Below are 18,453 nucleotides of genomic sequence, written 5' to 3'. Positions count from 1 at the left end.
TCCCCGGATGATACCGCGTTTCAGCGCCGCCGCCGTTTCTGCATGACGAAGCCGATGACCTTGGCCGCCGCCTCGAAATGTTCGCGCGGAATGATCTCGTCCACCTCGACCGTCGCATAGAGGGCGCGGGCCAGGGGCACGTTCTCGACGATCGGCACCGAATGGTCGCGCGCCACCTCGCGGATCTTCATGGCCAGGACGTCGACCCCCTTGGCCACGCAGACCGGCGCCGCGTCGCCCTGGTCCGGCTCGTAGCGCAGGGCGACGGAATAGTGGGTCGGGTTGGTGACGATGACGGTGGCGGTGGGCACCGCCTGCATCATCCGCTTGCGGCTACGCTGCATGCGGATCTGCTTCAGCCGCGCCTTGACGTGGGGATCGCCCTCGGACTGCTTGAAGTCCTCCTTCAGCTCTTCCTTGGTCATCCGCATCCGCTTGGCGAAGCGCATCCGCTGATACAGATAGTCCGCCCCCGCGGTGAGCCCCAGCAGCACCACCGTCGCCGCCATCAGGGCCGCCACCAGGTCGCGCGCGAACGGCAGAAGGGTGGCCGGGCTCATCGCCGCCAGGCTCTCAAGCTCGCGCGCGTGGGGCCGCAGCACCAGCCAGCACACCACCCCCACGGCGATCAGCTTGATCAGGGTCTTCAGGAACTGGACCAGGCCGTCCAGGCCGAAGATGCGCTTGAACCCGGCCAGGGGGCTGATCTTGTCCCATTTGGGCTTCATCTTGTCGGCGCTGAAGATCAGGCCCGACTGCATCAGGTTGCCGCTGGCGCCGCCGACGGCCACCGCCAGCATGACGGCGCCGAACAGGGGCGCCACCGCCCACAGGGCCCGCGCGCCCAGGTCCACCCCGCGCCCGGCCTCCAGCACCCCGACCAGGGCGTGGGGCCGCGCCACGAAGGGCAGCAGCTGTTCCGCGGCGTTGCTGGTGAACCAGCCGCCGCCGATCAGGATGACGGCGACGCCGCCGGCCAGGGCCAGGGCCGGGGCGACGTCGGCCGACTTGGCGACGTCGCCCTTCTTTCGCGCCTCCTCGAGTTTTCGCGGGGTGGCCTCTTCTGTCTTGGATTCGGGATCGGCGCCTTCAGCCACCGGCGCCTCCCGTTCCCGCGACAAAGACCTCGGCCAGGCGGCGGTAGCGGTCGATGAAGACCGTCCCCACCACCCCCAGGCTCAGGGCGAAGACCGACAGCCCCAGGATCACGCTCAGCGGGGCGGCGGCGAAGAAGACCTGGAACTGCGGCATCACCCGCCCGACCAGGCCGCTGGCCAGGTTGAACACCAGGGCGAACACCAGAACCGGCCCGGCCAGCTGGACCCCCAGCAGGAAGGCGTCCCCCAGGGTGCGGATGGCCAGGGCGGCGAAGTCGCCGGTCATCAGGGGCCGCGCCGGGGCGACCATTTCGTACGACCCCGCCAGACCGGCCAGGAACAGGTGATGGGTGTCGGTGGCGAAGACCAGGGTCACCCCCAGCAGGGTCAGGAAGGCCGACAGGGTCGTGCCCGGCTGGGCCTGAAGCGGGTTGGCGGTCTGGGAAAAGCCCAGGGTGGTCTGCAGCGAGACCACCTCGCCCGCCGTGGCCATGGCCGTCATGAAGGACCGCAACAGGGCGCCGATCATCAGGCCGACGATCACCTCGCGCAGCACCCATCCGACCATGGCGCCCAGGCTGGCGGGCAGGGGCGGCAGGGTTCCGGCCACCACCGGCCACAGGGCCAGGCTGACGACCAGGGCCAGGGACAGGCGGATGCGCGGCGGCACATAGGATTCGCCGAAACCGGGCAGCAGCATCAGGATCGCGCCGATGCGGGCGAAGATCAGTCCGCCGGCCCAGACCTGATCGGCCGTCGCCCAGGGCTCCACCGGCCCGCCCCTACATTCCGGCGATGCGGGCGGCGATCTGCTGCATGAAGCCGCCCAAGAGGGCGCCCATCAGCGGCAGGAACAGCAGCAGGCTGACGAAGATGGCGATGATCTTGGGCGCATAGACCAGGGTCTGTTCCTGGATCTGGGTCAGGGCCTGGAACAGGCCGATCACCACCCCGACCACCAGGCCGACCAGCAGCACGGGGGCGCACAGCTGAATCGTCAGCCACAGGGCGTCGCGCCCCACGTCCAGAACTTCCGCGCCGTTCATTAACACTCGCTCCCGGGTACTGGGTCGAAATTGCCGGGCGCATGGTTAACGGGGCGATAACGAACGGCCCCTTGCTCGCCAAGTCCGCGCGCCCCAGCTATGAGCCACGCCTTCCCCATCAGGACCCGGACCATGGACCAGACCCGCCCCGCCGAACACGACGCCGACTGTGACGGCAGCTGGGTCGAGCGCGAAGCCTTGGCGCGGGCGGCCGGCACGCCTTTGCCCCGGCGCGGCGGCCGCCGTCCCGAGACCGACCTGCCCGACGAAGACGAAGTGCGCGCGGCCGTTCGCACCCTGATCCGCTGGACTGGCGACAATCCGGAACGGGAGGGCCTGCGCGACACACCCGACCGCGTCGCCCGCAGCTATCGCGAACTGTTCGCCGGCTACGACGTCGACCCGCGCGAATATCTGGAACGGACCTTCGAGGAGGTCGGCGGTTACGACGAGCTGATCGTGCTGAACAACATCCGCTTCGTCAGCGTGTGTGAACACCACATGCTCCCGGTCGTCGGCCGGGCGCACGTCGCCTATCTGCCGACCGACCGGGTGGTGGGCATCTCCAAGCTGGCGCGGGTGGTGCGGGGCTACGCCCGCCGTCTGCAGATCCAGGAGAAGATGACCGCCGAGATCGCCACGGCCATCGACGAGGTGCTGAAGCCCCAAGGCGTGGGGGTGGTCATCGAGGCCGAGCACAGCTGCATGACGTTGCGCGGCGTCAACGCCCCCGGAACCACCCTGACCACCAGCCATCTGATCGGGGTGGTGCGCGACGACGCCCGCACGCGCGAGGAGTTCCTGCGGCTGGTCCGGGGCTAGGATCCGACACTCGAAATGCACACGCTTCCCTCTCCCCGCGGGAGAGGGGGATCGCCGCAGGCGGTAGAGGGGCTCACCCCACGCGCGCCCTCTCCCTCCGTCATCCTCCGGCCCCCACCCTCTCCCGCTGGGAGAGGGCTTGAGGCTCGCAGAGCGCAGCGATGCGCCAGCCGAAAGGGTGAGGGTCGGCTGTGTCCCATGGCCCGCCATCCGACCCTCACCCTTTCACGCAGCCAATCGCCCTTACGGGCTCTTGGGCGTTCAAGCCCTCTCCCATCGGGAGAGGGTCAGGAACGCCAACTGCGCGCGTCAGGAAACCCAACCCCCTGACCCCGCTCATCAATCCCATCGCCAACCCCCTCTCACACGCCTGGGCTGAGAACGGCCCTATACTCCCCAGGTCCCGTCGCATGGGGAGGCCGCGAGGCCAGCGACTTCGCGGCGGCGGGAGCGGAGGAAGCGGGGCTGTGTGTTCACACACACAGGCCTGCGGTCGTCGGATCGGACAGTCATTGGCGACGGGTCCGGCGACCGAGGGAGGGCCGAGGGGGTTACTCTGGCCGTTCCGGGACCGGGTCGTTGGCCCGGCCCGCCCGCCGCGGGCCTCCGGGAGTAGCCGAAAAGATCGGCGCCCGCCCCGAGCTCGTGGAAACCCTCCGCGCGGAGCGTCAGACCTCTCGCCGAACACGGCATCGAATGCCCAACCCAGCCGGGCGAAGGCCCGACGCTCCGCCGCCTTCCCATCACTTCGCAGCCCCATCGGCGCGGAGGTGGAGCCAATTCCGCCCTCAAGCCGCGAGCGACCGCGTCGCGAGCCTAGGGCAGGCCATTGCCCTCAAGCCGCGAGCGACCGCGTCGCGAGCCTAGGGCAGGCCATTGCCCTCAAGCCGCGAGCGACCGCGTCGCGAGCATAGGGCGCAAACATCCTTCTCCCCTCGGGGGAGAAGGTGTCATGCAGCGCATGACGGATGAGGGGGCTGGGTCCGCGCGATGGTCGTCGGATGATGGGGATGGGTCGGGCCGCCCCCTCATCCGAGCGGCTCCGCCGCCCACCTTCTCCCCCGAGGGGAGAAGGACGATGGCGCAACGAAGAGGCTCTTGGACCACGCGACGAACAGACCCCCCCCCCCCCGTCTCGCCGGCTGTCGCGCCCGATCTACCTCCCCCTCGCTGCGCGACACGAGGGAACAGGAAGACGCGCTGCGGCCCGGTCCTTGCGCCGAAGGACGTGAAGGAGGCTTCGGCCATGTTCGCGACCCTGATTTCGACCCGAAACGGCACACCGCCGATCGCCAGGGGCGGTTGGCTGGACGCCCTGCGTTTCATTGTGGCCAGCCTGATCATCCTGCACCACTTCCAGGCGGCGGGTCCGCACGCCCTGGCCGAGACCGTCCATCCGATGTTCGAGGTCTCGGGTTTCCTCCTGACCAACTTCTTCCTGATGGACTCCGGCTATGTGCTGATGCGGGTCTATGGCGAACAGGTGCGCAGCGGCCGGATGTCGGCGGGCGACTTCGTGCTGAAACGGGTGCTGCGGGTCCTGCCGGCGCACCTGATCGTCCTGGCCGGCCTGGTCGGGCTGGTGCTGGCGGCGACGGCCGCGGGGGCGCCGCCGCGCAATCCGGAATGGTTCGCCTGGGACCAGCTGCCGGCCCAGCTGCTGCTGGTCCAGAGCTTCGGCCTGCATGGCGGCCTGGGCTGGAACGCCCCGACCTGGTCGATCTCGGCCCTGATCGGCTGCTACCTGGCCTTCCCCTGGGTGGTGCGGCGCCTGGCCACGGCCAATCCGTGGACGGCCTTGGCCTGGGGCGTGGGGGCCTATCTGCTGGCCAACCAGGCGACCTGGCTGCTGCTGGACCATCCGGTGTGGCAGATGCCGATGAAATACGGCTTCTTCCGCGCCCTGCCGCTGTTCTTCCTGGGCATGTGCCTGGCCCGGTTCGCCGAAGGGGTGTGGGTGAATCCGCGCCTGGCCCGCTGGACCCTGCTGGCGGCCTCGGTCGGCTTCTTCGGGCTTCAGTTCGCGGGCAAGTTCGGCCTGGCCTCGGTCGGGGTCATCGCCCTGATCGTGCTGGCGGCCGGCGCCGTGCCGGTGACGCGGCCGTCGAAACGGGTCGAAAAGGCCGCGGTGGTCTCCTTCGCCATGTTCATCACCAACGAGGTGGTGCGCATCGCCTGGTTCGGGGCGGTCAATGTGGCGGTCGCCCGCCTGGCCCTGCCCGAGGCGGTCCAGTGGGCCCTGTGGGGCCTGGGCGTGGCGGCGGCGGTGGGTTTCGCCTTCGCCTTCCACCACCTGATCGACGCCCCGATCCAGGATCGCATCCGGCTCTGGCTGAAGGGCCGCGGCCGTCGGCCCGTCGCCGCCCCGACCCAGCCGGTCGTGTCGCTGGAAGGCTGATCGCGCGCCGCCGTCAGATCGGCATGCGCATGATCTCCTGATAGGCCTGGATCACCTGGTCGCGCACGGCCATCACGGTTTCCAGAGAGGCCTCGGCCGAGCTGACGGCGGTGACCACGTCGATCAGACTGCCCTGACCCTGGACCGCCTGGGCCATCTGGGCCTCGGCGCCGCGGGTCTGTTCGACGGCGCCGTTCATGACGTTCTGCAGCAGTTCGCCGAAGCCCGGCCCCTGGGCCGCCCCGGCCTCGCCCGCCGCGCCCGGCAGGGCCGCCCCGCCGCCCTGGACCGCCTGATAGGCCCGCGCCGCCATCATCGGATTCATGGCCTAACCCCTATTTCTTCAGCAGGTCGAGGGTGCGCGTCTCCATGGCGCGCGCGGTCTCGATGACGTTCAGATTGGCTTCGTAGGCCCGCTGGGCCTCGCGCATGTCCATGGCCTCCACCAGGGTGTCGACATTGGGCCGGGTGACATAGCCCTCGGCGTTGGCGGCCGGGTGGCTGGGGTCGTATTCGCTGCGGAAGTCGCTCATGTCCGGCCGCACCTCGGCCAGGGCGACGCCGGTGGCGCCGTCGATGTCGCGGGCCTGGAACACCGGCACCTGGCGGCGATAGGGCTGGCCGCCCGCCGTGGCCGCCGTCGATTCGGCGTTGGCGATGTTCTCGGCGATGATCCGCATGCGCGACTGCTGGGCCTTCAGGGCCGAGGCGGCGGCGGCCATGGCCGGGTTACGGGGCGGGACGGGGTCGGTCATGGATCAGCCCTTCTTCAGCGGCCGGGCGGACGGGCCGCCATCCGGATCATCTGCAGGGATTTCTGGTAGAAGCCGATGGCGGCGTCATAGGCCATGCGGCTCTCGGCCATCTTCAGCATCTGCTCTTCGACCACCACCGAATTGCCGTCCAGGGTGGTTTCCGAATCCGGCGCGTCGCTGGTCGAATAGCGGACCGCCGGACTGGCGGGGGCGATGTGGTTCGCCGCCGTGCGGGTCATCTGCAGCGGGCCGCCACGACCGTTCAGGGCGGCGGCGAAATCGGTCGGCTGGCGGATGTCGCGGGCGACATAGCCGGGGGTCTCGGAGTTGGCGACGTTCTGGGCGATGACGCGCTGGCGTTCGTCCAGCCAGCTCAGCCGGCCCTTGATCTGTTGCAGCAGCGGCAGGTCGGCGACGCCCATGACCGGCTCCCAAGCGGACGCAAGGCGCGCCCATCACACCCGGCGAAAAATGCCGCCTGCATGGTTAAGGAGAGGTTTCCCTAAACCGGCCGTTAACCCTGTCGCTTAACAGTCGGGCGCGACCGGCGCCGCGATCCGCGCGCCGAATCCGGGTCCGCGCATGAATTTCCTCGACCTCGCCCGCGCCGTCTTCGGCCTGGCCTTCACCCTGGGGATCATCGGCCTGTGCGCCTGGGCCGCGCGGCGATACGCGCCCCAGCTTCTGGCCCGGATGAACGCCGAACGCGGCGAGCGCCGGCTTCAGGTGGTCGAGACCCTGGTGCTGGATCCCGCGCGCCGCCTGGTCCTGGTCCGCGTCGACGACGAGGAGCGGCTGATCCTGCTGGGCGAAGGCCGTGAGCTGATCGAGCCGCGCCAGCCGGGACCGCCCAGATGAGCGGCCTGTTCTGTCTCCCCAGCCGCGCCGAGCTGAAGCGGGCGGCGATCCTGTCGCTGCTGACCACCCTCTTGTGCCTGGCCTTCCCGCTGGTCGCCCTGGCCCAGGAGGCGGCCCAGACCGGCAGCGCCATCAACATCGACCTGGGCTCCGGCGCCGGCCTGTCCGAGCGGGTGATCCAGCTGGTCGGACTGATGACGGTCCTGTCCCTGGCGCCGTCGATCGTCATCATGACCACCAGTTTCGTGCGGATCGTGGTCGTGCTGTCGCTGCTGCGGACCGCCCTGGGGATGCAACAGTCGCCGCCCAACGCCGTGCTGGTGTCCCTGGCCCTGTTCCTGTCGGCCATCGTCATGGCTCCGACCTGGCAGGACGCCTATGATTCGGGAATCAGGCCCCTGATGGACCAGCAGATGGAGCTGCCCCAGGCCTTCGACGCGGCGTCCGAGCCGGTGAAGACCTTCATGTTGTCGCAGGTGGATCGGTCGGACCTGGCCCTGTTCACCCGCCTGTCCCGCGTCGAGGCCGCGACCGCCCCGGCCGACCTGCCGCTGCGGGTGGTCACCCCGGCCTTCATGATCAGTGAACTGAAGACCGCCTTCCAGATCGGATTTCTTCTTTTCGTTCCGTTCCTTGTAATCGATCTGGTGGTCGCCAGCGTGCTGATGTCCATGGGCATGATGATGCTGCCTCCGGTGGTGGTTTCCCTGCCGTTCAAGCTGATCTTCTTCGTCCTGGTGGACGGCTGGAGACTGGTCGCCGGCAGCCTGGTCGAGAGCTTCCAGAGGGCGGCCGGAGGAGGCTGAATCCCCAGCCTCAAAGGCTTTCCGCTGCATGGCCGCTTGCCAACTCGCCCGAAACGCGCGTTGATCCACCGTCTTCGCCCTGACTCGGGCGACCAACTGGAAACGCCATCATGACCACTCAAGCCGAACTCATCGCCGCCGTCGCCAAGGACGCGGGCGTCTCGCAAGCCGACGCCGGCAAGGTTCTGACCGCCATCGTCGAGAACATTCACAAGTCGCTGAAGTCGGGCGGCGACGTCCGCATCTCGAACCTGGGCGTGTTCGACACCGCCGCCCGCGCCGCCCGCGAAGGCCGCAACCCGGCCACCGGCGCGACCATCAAGATCGCCGCCTCCAAGGCGGTGCGCTTCCGCGTGTCGAAGCCGCTGAAGGACGCCGTCAACAAGTAAGACGGATCAGGCCGCCGGCCTCGCAGGGGTCGGCGCCGACGATGCAGGACGGGCGGGGGCCGCGGGTCGGCTCCCGCCCGTTTTCTGTCTGATCTGGGCCTTCATCCCGGCGACCCAGCCGTTGAAGGTGTCGACGCCCGAGGCCAGGGCGGCGAAGTCGCGGGCCTCGGCGGTCCCGCCCATCCCGTCCAGACCGTCCAGGGCGATGCGCAGGCCGTCGGCGTTGCGCGCCCCCGCCACGAACGGCCGCCAGTTCCGCGACAGCCGCGCCAGCGCCCCCGCGTCCCGCGCCAGGGAATAGCCGACGCCCGCCCGCAGCAGGCGCGCCTCCTCGTCCGGCGTCAGGGGCGTGGCCCCATCCTTGTAGCGTTCGCCCAGCCGCGCTTCGTACAGGGCCGCCGCCTGGCCCCACTTCTCCTGCTTCCAGAAAACGTCGGCCCGCACCTCGCGCGCGGCCGGACCGTTGTCGCGCTCCAGCAGCTCCAGGGCGTGGTCGTAGCGACCCAGCTCCATCAGCGCCCGCGCCTCCAGCGCCCGCCGCTCGGCGTTCATGGCGTTGGGCAGAAGGGTGGAGCGCGAGCCCCAGATCGCCTGAAGCGCCGCCTCGGGCTGGCGGTCCATCAGATAGACGGCGGCCAGGTCGGTCGCCACCTGGGCCTTGGCCACGCCCTCCAGCCGGTTGTCGGCCTGGTATTTCAGCAGCTCGGCCGCCGGTTTCAGCAGGTCCACGTCGATCAGCCGCCGGGCCAGGCGACGCACCATCTCGTCGCCGTCGGCCCCGACCGGCGTCAGTTCGCGGAAATCGTAGAAGAGGGCCAGGGCCTGGATCGGCTGCAGGCCGTCCGCGGCGCCGTCCAGGAACAGGCTCTTGAACGCCTCGCTCAGGTCCTGCTGAATGTCGGCGGCGCCCGGCATCTGGGCCATCCGCTTGCCGGCGCCGCGCAGGGCGTCCAGCGCCTCGCGGTAACGGCCCTGCGACAGATAGAGTTCGCCCAGGGTGCGGATCACCGCCAGTTCGGTCGCGTCGCCGCGCCAGCGCCATTTCAGGGATTCCAGCTCGGCCGCCGCGGCGTCGGGCTTCATCGTTCCCTTGGCCAGGCCAATGCGCACCAGGCCCAGGCGCGCGGGCGTCGCCACGGCGTCCAGGGGCGCGCGGGCCACGGCCTGATAGACCCGCTCGGCCCGGTCGCCCTGGCCCTGAAGCTCGAACATCCGGGCCTGGACCAGACGGGCGGCCAGCTGGTCCGCCGCCGGGGCGTTCTGGCTGAAGCTGTAGGCCAGCAGGGTCTCCGCCGCCGTCAGGTCGCCGGTCTCCAGCGCGGCCAGGGCGTGGGCGGCGCCGAAGCGGGCGCGCCATTCGGCCGGGAAGCTGTCGATCACCGAGGCGCCGGCGGCGAAGGCCTGGCGCGCGCCGGCCCAGTCGCCATGTTCGGCGGCGATATAGCCCAGCCAGACCTTGGTCGCCGGATCGCCCGCCACGGCGGCGGCCGAGAAGTCGGCCTGGGCCTCGTCCAGACGCCCGATCTGGGCGCGGGCCGCGCCGCGCAGGCCGCGCAGTTCCGGCTCGCCCAACATGCCGGGCGCGGTCTTGGCCACGGCGTTCAGCACCCCGATCGCCTCATAGGCCAGGCCTGAGCCGACCAGGAACCGGGCCAGGGCCATGCGCGCCTCGACCGGGGCGCGCGGATCGTCGCCGGCGCGGATGGTCTCTTCCGCCGCCGCCATCTGAAGGTCGCGGTAGCGGGCGCCGAAGCCGCCGGGGCCGGCGTCCTTCCATTCGGCCAGGATCAGTCCGGGATGGCCCGCCTTGCGCGGCCCCCGGTCGGGCGCCGCCGTCTCCAGCGCCGCCGAGGGGGCGGACAGGCGCAGGCCGCCGGGCCGGGCCAGGGTGACCAGATCGCCATCGGCGGCGACGGCCAGGTCGCCGACCCGGCTCTCGACCGCCAGTCCCTGGGCCGTGGGCATCAGGGTCAGATCGACCGTCTCGCGCCGGTTGGGGAAGCCCTTGGCTGGGCCGACGGCGGTGACGGCGGCGAAGCGGTCGCCGACCATGGGATCGGTCAGCCAGATGGCCCGCCGGGCGCCGGCCATGCGGCCGACCAGGGCGCCGGTCCCGGCCGGATCGCGCATAACCTCGACGCCCGAAGCGGCCCGGGGCGCGCCGCCCAGGGTCACGGTCCAGCGGCCGCCGTCGGCCGTGGCCGACACCGCCAGGTTCTCGGGCGCGGCGACGCGCACGACCGTATAGTCCGGCCCGGCGGCCCAGCGGGCCCCGCCGGCGGGACCCAGGTTGGTCGCCCCCTTGAAATCCATCCGGGCGGCGGCGTCGAAGACGATCCAAACCGCCGCGCCGCGCCGGAACACGGCCGCCCCCACCGGGGTGGTCCAGTCGAAGGTCAGGACCGCCTTGTCGGCGCTGGCCGTGGCGCGGACCGGGGCCAGGGCGGCGGGGGACAGGGTCTGGGGCGCGGCCGGCGCCTGGTCGGGCGAATAGAGGTTCAGCCAGACGACGCCGTCGGCGGCGCCGCTGCGGGCCGCGGCGCCCTCGGCCAGGGTCAGGACCAGTTCCGTCGCCCCGCTGATCGCGCGGGTCTCGACCGCCGTCACCCCCTGGGGCGGATCGACCCGCAGGCGCGAGACGTCGGGCGCCGCCGTCGATCCCAGGCGCACGATGACCTGGCGGCCGTCCTGGCGGATGCGCGAGCGGGACCCCACGGCGCCGCCGAATTCCACGCGGGTGAAGCCGGGGTTGGAGCCGACGCGGATGTCGATGGGCGCGCCCCCGGCCGCGGCCTCCTGGGCCAGGGGGGCCAGCGGCGACAGGGCGACGGCGCCGGCCGCGGCGGCGGCGGCGGTCGCTTTCAGCACACGCTTGGTCTGACGAGCCCCGGACATTCGCGCGCACCCTCGCGCGTGCGCCTTTCATCGCGGTTAACGAACCCTGACTTCGATCAGAAGCGCCTGTGTCCCGCGCGGCGTTCCGACGCAGCGGCGTTCAGGCCCGAGCCCTTGCATAGCGGGCTTCGGAGGCGGAGATGGAGGTCATGTCCGAGCCCCAGCCCTCCCATATCAGTTCGCTCAAGACCGGCCTGGCCTGCCGCTGCCCGCGTTGCGGCCAGGGGCCGTTGCTGAAGGGCTTCCTGACCATCCGCGACTCCTGCCCGGACTGCGGCCTGGACTATGGCTTCGCCGACCCCGCCGACGGCCCGGCCTTCTTCGGCATGAGCCTGGTGGGCGTCCTGGGCATGATCGCCTTCATGATCTTCGAGTTCACGGTCCGGCCCCCGGTCTGGGTGCATATGGTGGTGACCCTGCCGCTGCTGGCCCTGGCCTGTCTGGCGGTGCTGCGGCCGCTGAAGGGCTGGCTGGTCGCCGAGCAGTATGTGCACAAGGCGGCCGAGGCCACCTTCTCCAGCGTCGGGGGCCACGGCGAGGGCTCGCCCTGGAAGGGCGGCGACCGCCGCTAGAGGCGAAAAAGCGCGCCGCGCGGTTGCGCCCGGGGGCGCGCGGCCTCATCTGGCCCCGGATGACCCAATCCTCCGACGCCGCGCCCGCACGATCCGACGTTCGCGGTCCGGGCTTTCCGGAATTCGTCTGCCTGATCGCCTGCCTGATGGCGCTGAACGCCCTGGCGATCGATTCCATGCTGCCGGCCCTGCCGATGATCGGCGACGCCCTGGGCGTGGTGCGCGAGAACGACCGGCAGTGGATCGTCACCGCCTATCTGCTGGGCTTCGGCGTGGCCCAGGTGATCTATGGCCCCCTGGCCGACCGGTTCGGGCGCAAGCCGATCCTGATGCTGGGCGTCGGCCTCTATGTCCTGTTCAGCGTCCTGGCCGCCTTCGCCCCGACCTTCGACCTGCTGATCCTGGCGCGGATCGGCACGGGCCTGGGCGCCGCCTCCCTGCGGGTGCTGGCGGTGTCGATCGTGCGCGACCGCTATGAGGGCCGCCGGATGGCGCGGGTCATGTCGCTGAGCTTCCTGGTCTTCCTGGGCGTGCCCATCGTGGCGCCCAGCCTGGGGGCGGCGGTGCTGACGGTCGCGCCCTGGCCGTGGATCTTCGGCGTCCTGGCCCTGGCGGGGTCGGCGGTGATGGTGTGGGCGGGCCTGCGCCTGCCCGAGACCCTGCATCCGCAGGACCGGCTGCCGGTCCAGCCGGCGCGGATCATCGGCGCCTTCCGCCAGGCCCTGACCAACCGCCAGTCGATCGGCTACACCCTGGCCATGACGGCGATCACCGGGGCCCTGTTCGGCTTCATCAACTCGTCCCAGCAGATCTTCGAACACGTCTTCCATGCCGCCGACCTGTTCCCCCTGGTCTTCGCCGGAATCGCGGGCGGGATCGCCGCCGGCACGGTGCTGAACGCCACCTTCGTCGAGCGGCTGGGCAGCCGGCTGATCGCCCATACCGCCCTGATCGCCTTCACCCTGGTCGCGGCCGCCCACACGGCCTGGTCGGCGGCGGGGCTGGAGACACTGGTCACCTTCGCCCTGTTCCAGGGCCTGACCATGTTCTGCTTCGGCTTCATCGCCGGGAACATGGGGTCGATGGCCATGGAGCCGATGGGCCATATCGCCGGCACCGCCAGTTCGGCCCAGGGCTTCGTCTCGACCACCTTCGGCTCCCTTCTGGGCTTCGCCATCGGCCAGCAGTTCGCGGGCAGCGCCACCCCGATGGCGGGAGGCATCGCCGTCTGCGGCGTCATAGCCATCGGCTTCACCCTGTGGGCCGAGCGGGGGCGGCTGTTCAAGGCGCGGAACGCGGCGCCGGCGCCCCGCGCGGCTTGATCTTCGCGGCGTTTCGGCGCGTTGTCCGGGCCGAACGACCAGAGGAAACGCCCATGCTTCGCAATCCCGTCGGCCTGGCCTCGGCCCTGTTGCTGTCCACCGCCCTGACCGCCTGCGCCGCCGTCGGCGCCCGTCCCGGCCCCGGAGGAGAGATGACCGCCCAGACCGCCCAGACCGCCCCGGACGCCGCCGCCGTCTATTTCCAGGACGTCCATTCCCATGCCCGCCCCGATGTCGCCCGGGTTGTGAACGTCGATCTGGACCTGGCCGCCGACTTCGACGCCCACACCCTGTCGGGGACAGCCGCACTGGACATCACGGCGCGGGCTGGGGCGACCGAGATCGTGCTGGACGCGCGCAACCTGGACATCCGTTCGGTGGCCGACGGCCAGGCCCGGCCGCTGGAGTTCTCGCTGGGCGCCGACGACCCGATCCTGGGCCAGGCCCTTACCGTGCGGTTCCCCGCCTTCACGGCGGGCGAGCGGCGGCGGCTGGTCGTGACCTACGCCACCCGGCCGGACGCGGCGGCCCTGCAGTGGCTGAGCCCCAGCCAGACCGCGGGGGGCCGCCTGCCCTATCTGTTCAGCCAGGGCCAGGCCATCCTGACCCGCACCTGGGTTCCGACCCAGGACAGCCCCGGCATCCGCCAGAGCTGGAGCGCGCGCATCACCGCCCCCTCGGATCTGAAGGTCGTCATGTCGGCCGAGATGCTGACGCCCCAGGGCGAGCCGGCCGGCGCGGGCCGCACCGCCTGGCGCTTCCGCATGCCGCACGCGGTGCCGCCCTATCTGATCGCCCTGGGCGCCGGGGACCTGGCCTTCCAGGCCATCGACGAACGCACCGGGGTCTGGACCGAGCCGTCGCGCCTGGCCGCCGCCCATGACGAACTGGTCCCCACCGCCGACATGGTGGACAAGGCCGAGGCCCTGTACGGCCCCTATCGCTGGGGCCGCTACGACCTGCTGGTCCTGCCGCCCAGCTTCCCGTTCGGGGGGATGGAGAACCCGCGCCTGACCTTCGCCACCCCGACCATCATCGCCGGCGACCGGTCGCTGGTCAGCCTGGTGGCGCACGAACTGGCGCACAGCTGGTCCGGCAATCTGGTGACCAACGCCACCTGGGACGACTTCTGGCTGAACGAGGGCTTCACCGTCTATTTCGAGAACCGGATCATGGAGTCGGTCTACGGCCGCGACCGGGCCATGCAGGAGCAGGTGCTGGGCTGGGGCGACCTGCAGCGCAACCTGGCCGAATTGCCGCCGGCCGACACCCGGCTGAAGCTGGACCTGGCCGGGCGCGACCCCGACGACGGCATGACCGACATCGCCTATGAGAAGGGCGCCGCCTTCCTGCGGACCATAGAGCGCACCGTGGGCCGCGACCGGTTCGACGCCTGGCTGCGCGGCTATTTCGACCGCCACGCCTTCCAGCCGATGACCACTGAAGTGTTCCTCAAGGACATCCGCGACCATCTGATCCGGGGGGACGCGGCGCTGGAGGCCCGGCTGATGATGGACGCCTGGATCTATCAGCCCGGCATGCCGTCCAACTGGGTCCCGCCGGTGTCGGACGCCTTCGTTCCGGTGGATGCGGCGGCGCGCGCCTTCTATGCTGACGGCGGGGCGGCCTCGGCCATTCCCTGGGCCGGGTGGAACACCCAGCAGCGGCTGCGCTTTCTGAACTGGCGACCCGAGGGGCTGGCGCCCGGCGCCGACTGGCTGAGCCAGGGCCAGATGGCCGATCTGGAGCGCACCCTGGGCCTGGCCCAGGAGGGCAACAGCGAGATCGCCTTCGCCTGGCTGCAGGCTGCCCTGGCCAACCGCTACGAGCCCGCCCTGGTGACGGCCGAGCGGTTCCTGATGTCGATCGGACGGCGCAAATTCGTCCTGCCGCTGTTCCAGACCCTGTGGAACGAGGGCGACTGGGGCCGGCCCGTCGCCACCCGCATCTACGCCCAGGCGCGGCCCCTGTATCACCCGGTCACGGTCGGCTCGGTGGACGCGGTGGTCGGCCGGCCGCCGCGATAGGCCGCCTAAAGGTTCGTCACCTCGAACTCGTCGGACGCCTGAAGCCGTTCCGCGAGGATCGAGCGGTGGCAGCCGGCGGCGTCGGCCTCGAAGCACAGCAGAGCGGTGCGGCGCTCGCGCGCCAGGGTCTCCAGCCGCGCCAGGGCCGCCACGGCGGCGGGCTCGGCCAGGTGGGCGTCGTAGATGGCGCGCATCTCGGCGATCCGCCCCTTGTGCGCGGCGTCGCGCCCGGCCTTGGGCGTGCCCAGGTCGCGCAGGTGGACATAGTCGATGCCCGCGGCCTTCAGGCTTTCGCCCAGGACGGTCTTGGAAAAGCCGGCCTTGCGCGAGGCGGCGATGGCGCGAACATCGGCCAGGACCTGGACCCCTGCCGTCCTCAGCCGGTCGATGACCTCTGGCTGGGTCTGGCCTTCGTAGCCGATCGTGAACAGTCGCATGTGAGGGATATGGGTCGGGGAGGGTTGACGGCAAGCCTTGCCGCAAGCACCCCTGTCGCCCGTCGTTCCAGGAGCCACCGTCATGAAGACCTCGCCGCGCGTCGCCGCCCGTCTGCTGCCCCTCGCGGCCCTGGGCCTGCTGCTGGCCGGGCCGGCGGCGGCCCAGGACCTGCTGATCCGGGGCGGGCCGATCTACACCGGCGTCGATGGCGCCCCCGCCGCAGCCGAGGCGGTGCTGGTGCGCGACGGACGGATCGCCTGGGTCGGCGCCCTGGCTGACCTGCCGCAGGTGGGCGACGACGTCCCGGTGGTGGACCTGAAGGGGGCGGCCCTGTTCCCCGGCTTCACCGACGGCCACGCCCACCTGGACGGGATCGGCTGGCGCGAACTGACCCTGAACCTGGAAGGCTCGGCCTCGGTGGCCGAGGCCATGGCCCGGCTGTCGGACTGGGCCGCCAGCCATCCCGACGGGGTGATCGTGGGCCGCGGCTGGATCGAGACCCACTGGCCCGAGGGCCGTTTCCTGAACCGGCACGACCTGGACGCCGCCGCGCCGGGCCGTGTGGTGGTGCTGAGCCGCGCGGACGGCCACGCCCTGGTCGCCTCCACCGCCGCCCTTCAGGCCGCCGGAGTGACGGCTGAAACGCAAGCCCCTTTCGGCGGCGAGATCCACCGCGAGGAAGACGGCGCCCCGACCGGCCTGCTGATCGACGCGGCGATGGAGACCGTCGCCCGGCTGATGCCCCAGGAGGACGCCGCCGCCAAGCGCGAGGCCTATCGCGCCGGCTTCCGGGTCGAGGCGGCCTATGGCTGGACCGGTCTGCATTTCATGAGCGCGCCCTGGAGCGACATTCCCCTGCTGGAGGCGATGGCCGAGGCCGACGAGGCGCCGCTGCGCATCTACAACGCCATCACGCCGGACGGCGCCCGCGACCTGATCGCCCAGGGACCGCGCAGCGTGGCCGACGGCCGCATCATCACCCGGGCGATCAAACTCTATGCCGACGGCGCCCTGGGCTCGCGCGGGGCGGCCCTGCACGAACCCTATGCCGACGCGCCGCACACCCGCGGCCTGATGCAGACCACCGAGGAAGAGATCCTGCCGATCTACCGCGAAGCGCTGCGCGGCGGCATCCAGGTGGCCACCCACGCGATCGGCGACCGAGGCAATTCCGAGGTTCTGAACTGGTATCTGGAGGCCATGCGCGAGGTCCAGCCGGACGAGCGCAAGGTGCGCGATCCGCGCTGGCGCATCGAACACGCCCAGATCCTGCGGCCGCGCGACGAGATGCTGTTCGCCGGCCTGGGCGTGATCCCTTCGATGCAGCCCAGCCACGCCATCGGCGACCTGCATTTCGCCCCGGCCCGTCTGGGCGACGCGCGGCTGGACGGCGCCTATGCCTGGCACAGCCTGGTCGACCTGGGCCTGCCGGTGGTCGGCGGGTCGGACGCGCCGGTCGAGCGGGGCGACCCGCTGATCGAGTTCTACGCCGCCGTGGCCCGGCGCGACCTGAACGGCTTCCAGGGCCCCGACTGGCGCCCGAACGAGGCGGTGGACCGCGCCACGGCCCTGAAGATGTTCACCCTGTGGCCCGCCTACGCCAGCTTCCGCGAGGCCGAACTGGGCACCATAGAGGTGGGCAAGCGCGCCGACCTGACCGCCTTCTCGATCGACCTGATGACCGTTCCGGCGGCCGAGATTCCGAAGGGGCATGCGGTCCTGACCGTGGTGGACGGCGAGATCGTCTATCGCCGCGAGGATTGAGCCGGCCGTTAGGTTCGTCTAGAGCCTGATCGCTTCAGACGGAACCGCGTCGCGGTTCCGGCTGAAGCGTGAATCAGGCTCTCGCTTAATGCTGGAGCCCGATTCACCGCATCGATGAAATCGCGAAGCGATTCCATCTCAACGGATCGGGCTCTAAGCCCCGGCTCAGGTTTTCTGGAGCAGATGATGGCTTTCGGTTCGGGTCTGGCGACCGTGTTCGGCGGTTCGGGCTTCATCGGAGCGCAGGCGGTGCGCGCCCTGGCCAAACAGGGCTGGCGCGTGCGCGTCGCCGTGCGCAATCCGGTCACGGCCAATGAGCTGCAGCCCCTGGGCGACGTCGGCCAGATCCAGCTGATGCGCTGCGACGTGACCAAGGCCGAGGACGTGGCCCGGGCGCTGAAGGGCGCCGACGCCTGCGTCAACCTGGTCGGGGTTCTGCACGAGACGCCGGGCCGCGGCTTCCACAAGATGCACGTCGAGGCCGCCGAGACCATCGCCCGCGCGGCCAAGGCCGCCGGCGTCGGCCGGCTGGTCCAGGTGTCCGCCATCGGCGCCGCGCCCGACAGTCCGTCGCTGTACAACCGCACCAAGGGCGAGGCCGAGGCCGTGACACGCTCGATCCGCAAGGATGCGGTGATCCTGCGCCCCTCGGTCGTCTTCGGCATGGGCGACAGCTTCCTGAACCGGTTCGCCGGCCTGGCGACGATGGCTCCGGTCCTGCCGCTGATCGGCGGCGGCGAGACGAAATTCCAGCCCGTCTATGTCGGCGACGTGGCCGAGGCCATCGCTCAGGCGGTGGTCCGCCCCGACGCAGCGGGCCGGACCTTCGAACTGGGCGGCCCGGCGGTCTACAGCTTCCGCGAGATCCTGCAGCTGATCCTGCGCGAGACCGGCCGCGGCCGGCTTCTGGCGCCCTTGCCCTTCTTCGCCGCCCGGATGCTGGGGTCCCTGGCCCAGCTGCCGGCCCTGGTCGGCATCCGGCCGATGCTGACGCGCGACCAGGTGGTGATGATGCAGGCCGACAATGTCGTCGCCCCCGACGCCGAGGGCCTGGCCGCCCTGGGGATCCAGCCGACGGGACTGGAAGCCATCGCCCCCGCCTATCTGTGGCGCTACCGCGTCGGCGGCCAGTTCGCCGACCGCCCGGCCTTCTGACACCGCAGCGCCGCAGGGCCCGCCTGCGTCCCATGGAATGAGGAGACGACGCATCGCCCTTCTCCCCTTGTGGGAGAAGGTGGCAGGCGAAGCCTGACGGATGAGGGGT

18 protein-coding genes are annotated in these 18,453 nt (G+C 71.0%); 10 read left to right on the top strand and 8 right to left on the bottom strand.

The window, feature by feature from the left end; genetic code table 11:
- Positions 1-20: 20 nt before the first annotated feature.
- The 3 genes from flhB to fliQ are packed head-to-tail and all read right to left on the bottom strand — an operon-like array spanning position 21 to position 2,143.
- The gene (gene flhB / locus KF910_RS11700; protein WP_292263066.1) at positions 21-1,097 is read right to left on the bottom strand and encodes a flagellar biosynthesis protein FlhB; all 1,077 of its coding nucleotides are present in this window, start codon (positions 1,095-1,097) and stop codon (positions 21-23) included.
- Positions 1,090-1,869, bottom strand: a complete 780-nt coding sequence (gene fliR, locus KF910_RS11695; protein WP_292263064.1) for a flagellar biosynthetic protein FliR — start codon at positions 1,867-1,869, stop codon at positions 1,090-1,092. Before fliR ends, flhB begins: the two co-directional genes overlap by 8 nt.
- Positions 1,870-1,879: 10 nt before the next feature.
- On the bottom strand, positions 1,880-2,143 hold the full coding sequence (gene fliQ / locus KF910_RS11690; RefSeq protein WP_292263062.1) for a flagellar biosynthesis protein FliQ: 264 nt from the start codon (positions 2,141-2,143) through the stop codon (positions 1,880-1,882).
- A 132-nt stretch (positions 2,144-2,275) separates the two neighbouring features.
- On the opposite strand from fliQ, the gene folE reads away from it, so the two are divergent.
- The gene (gene folE, locus KF910_RS11685; protein ID WP_292263060.1) at positions 2,276-2,965 is read left to right on the top strand and encodes a GTP cyclohydrolase I FolE; all 690 of its coding nucleotides are present in this window, start codon (positions 2,276-2,278) and stop codon (positions 2,963-2,965) included.
- A gap of 1,246 nt (positions 2,966-4,211) precedes the next feature.
- Positions 4,212-5,363 carry an acyltransferase family protein gene (locus KF910_RS11680; RefSeq protein ID WP_292263058.1) on the top strand — a complete coding sequence of 384 codons (1,152 nt, stop codon included), beginning with the start codon at positions 4,212-4,214 and terminating at the stop codon, positions 5,361-5,363.
- A gap of 13 nt (positions 5,364-5,376) precedes the next feature.
- On the opposite strand, the gene KF910_RS11675 is transcribed toward KF910_RS11680, so the two are convergent.
- Genes KF910_RS11675 through KF910_RS11665 form a run of 3 tightly spaced genes read right to left on the bottom strand, consistent with a single transcriptional unit; the run spans position 5,377 to position 6,540 of the window.
- Positions 5,377-5,688 (bottom strand): flagellar hook-basal body complex protein FliE, encoded by a 312-nt coding sequence (locus KF910_RS11675; protein WP_292263057.1) that lies wholly within the window; start codon positions 5,686-5,688, stop codon positions 5,377-5,379.
- A 10-nt stretch (positions 5,689-5,698) separates the two neighbouring features.
- A complete protein-coding gene (gene flgC / locus KF910_RS11670; RefSeq protein WP_292263191.1) occupies positions 5,699-6,085 on the bottom strand; it encodes a flagellar basal body rod protein FlgC in 387 nt (128 codons plus the stop codon).
- A gap of 47 nt (positions 6,086-6,132) precedes the next feature.
- Positions 6,133-6,540, bottom strand: coding sequence for a flagellar biosynthesis protein FlgB (locus KF910_RS11665; RefSeq protein ID WP_292263055.1), 408 nt, complete (start codon positions 6,538-6,540; stop codon positions 6,133-6,135).
- Between the two features lie 160 nt (positions 6,541-6,700).
- Between KF910_RS11665 and KF910_RS11660 the strand changes: the two genes are divergently transcribed.
- From KF910_RS11660 to KF910_RS11650, 3 genes are all read left to right on the top strand, one after another.
- A complete protein-coding gene (locus KF910_RS11660; RefSeq protein ID WP_292263053.1) occupies positions 6,701-6,976 on the top strand; it encodes a FliO/MopB family protein in 276 nt (91 codons plus the stop codon).
- The gene (gene fliP, locus KF910_RS11655; protein WP_292263052.1) at positions 6,973-7,782 is read left to right on the top strand and encodes a flagellar type III secretion system pore protein FliP; all 810 of its coding nucleotides are present in this window, start codon (positions 6,973-6,975) and stop codon (positions 7,780-7,782) included. Before KF910_RS11660 ends, fliP begins: the two co-directional genes overlap by 4 nt.
- A 110-nt stretch (positions 7,783-7,892) precedes the next feature.
- Positions 7,893-8,171 (top strand): HU family DNA-binding protein, encoded by a 279-nt coding sequence (locus KF910_RS11650; protein WP_183254606.1) that lies wholly within the window; start codon positions 7,893-7,895, stop codon positions 8,169-8,171.
- 6 nt (positions 8,172-8,177) lie between these two features.
- Here KF910_RS11650 and KF910_RS11645 read toward each other — a convergent pair whose 3' ends face one another.
- Positions 8,178-11,066, bottom strand: coding sequence for a hypothetical protein (locus KF910_RS11645; protein ID WP_292263048.1), 2,889 nt, complete (start codon positions 11,064-11,066; stop codon positions 8,178-8,180).
- A gap of 149 nt (positions 11,067-11,215) precedes the next feature.
- Here KF910_RS11645 and KF910_RS11640 point away from each other — a divergent pair, with 149 nt between their 5' ends.
- Genes KF910_RS11640 through KF910_RS11630 form a run of 3 tightly spaced genes read left to right on the top strand, consistent with a single transcriptional unit; the run spans position 11,216 to position 14,987 of the window.
- Positions 11,216-11,638 carry a DUF983 domain-containing protein gene (locus KF910_RS11640; RefSeq protein ID WP_292263046.1) on the top strand — a complete coding sequence of 141 codons (423 nt, stop codon included), beginning with the start codon at positions 11,216-11,218 and terminating at the stop codon, positions 11,636-11,638.
- Between the two features lie 59 nt (positions 11,639-11,697).
- A complete protein-coding gene (locus KF910_RS11635; protein WP_292263044.1) occupies positions 11,698-12,960 on the top strand; it encodes a multidrug effflux MFS transporter in 1,263 nt (420 codons plus the stop codon).
- 53 nt (positions 12,961-13,013) lie between these two features.
- Positions 13,014-14,987: a M1 family metallopeptidase gene (locus KF910_RS11630; protein ID WP_292263042.1), complete on the top strand. Its 1,974-nt coding sequence runs from the start codon at positions 13,014-13,016 to the stop codon at positions 14,985-14,987.
- Positions 14,988-14,992: 5 nt separating this feature from the next.
- On the opposite strand, the gene KF910_RS11625 is transcribed toward KF910_RS11630, so the two are convergent.
- A complete protein-coding gene (locus tag KF910_RS11625) occupies positions 14,993-15,424 on the bottom strand; it encodes a DUF488 family protein (protein WP_292263040.1) in 432 nt (143 codons plus the stop codon).
- Positions 15,425-15,506: 82 nt separating this feature from the next.
- Between KF910_RS11625 and KF910_RS11620 the strand changes: the two genes are divergently transcribed.
- A complete protein-coding gene (locus tag KF910_RS11620; protein ID WP_292263038.1) occupies positions 15,507-17,189 on the top strand; it encodes an amidohydrolase in 1,683 nt (560 codons plus the stop codon).
- Positions 17,190-17,372: 183 nt separating this feature from the next.
- Complete coding sequence (locus KF910_RS11615) at positions 17,373-18,344, top strand: complex I NDUFA9 subunit family protein (RefSeq protein ID WP_416354708.1); 972 nt, start codon at positions 17,373-17,375, stop codon at positions 18,342-18,344.
- Positions 18,345-18,453: the final 109 nt, after the last annotated feature.

The sequence above is a fragment of the Brevundimonas sp. genome (assembly GCF_019636155.1).
Taxonomy (GTDB): domain Bacteria; phylum Pseudomonadota; class Alphaproteobacteria; order Caulobacterales; family Caulobacteraceae; genus Brevundimonas.
The sequence above is the reverse complement of the archived record's forward strand: the minus strand, read 5'-3'. Positions and strand labels throughout refer to the sequence as shown.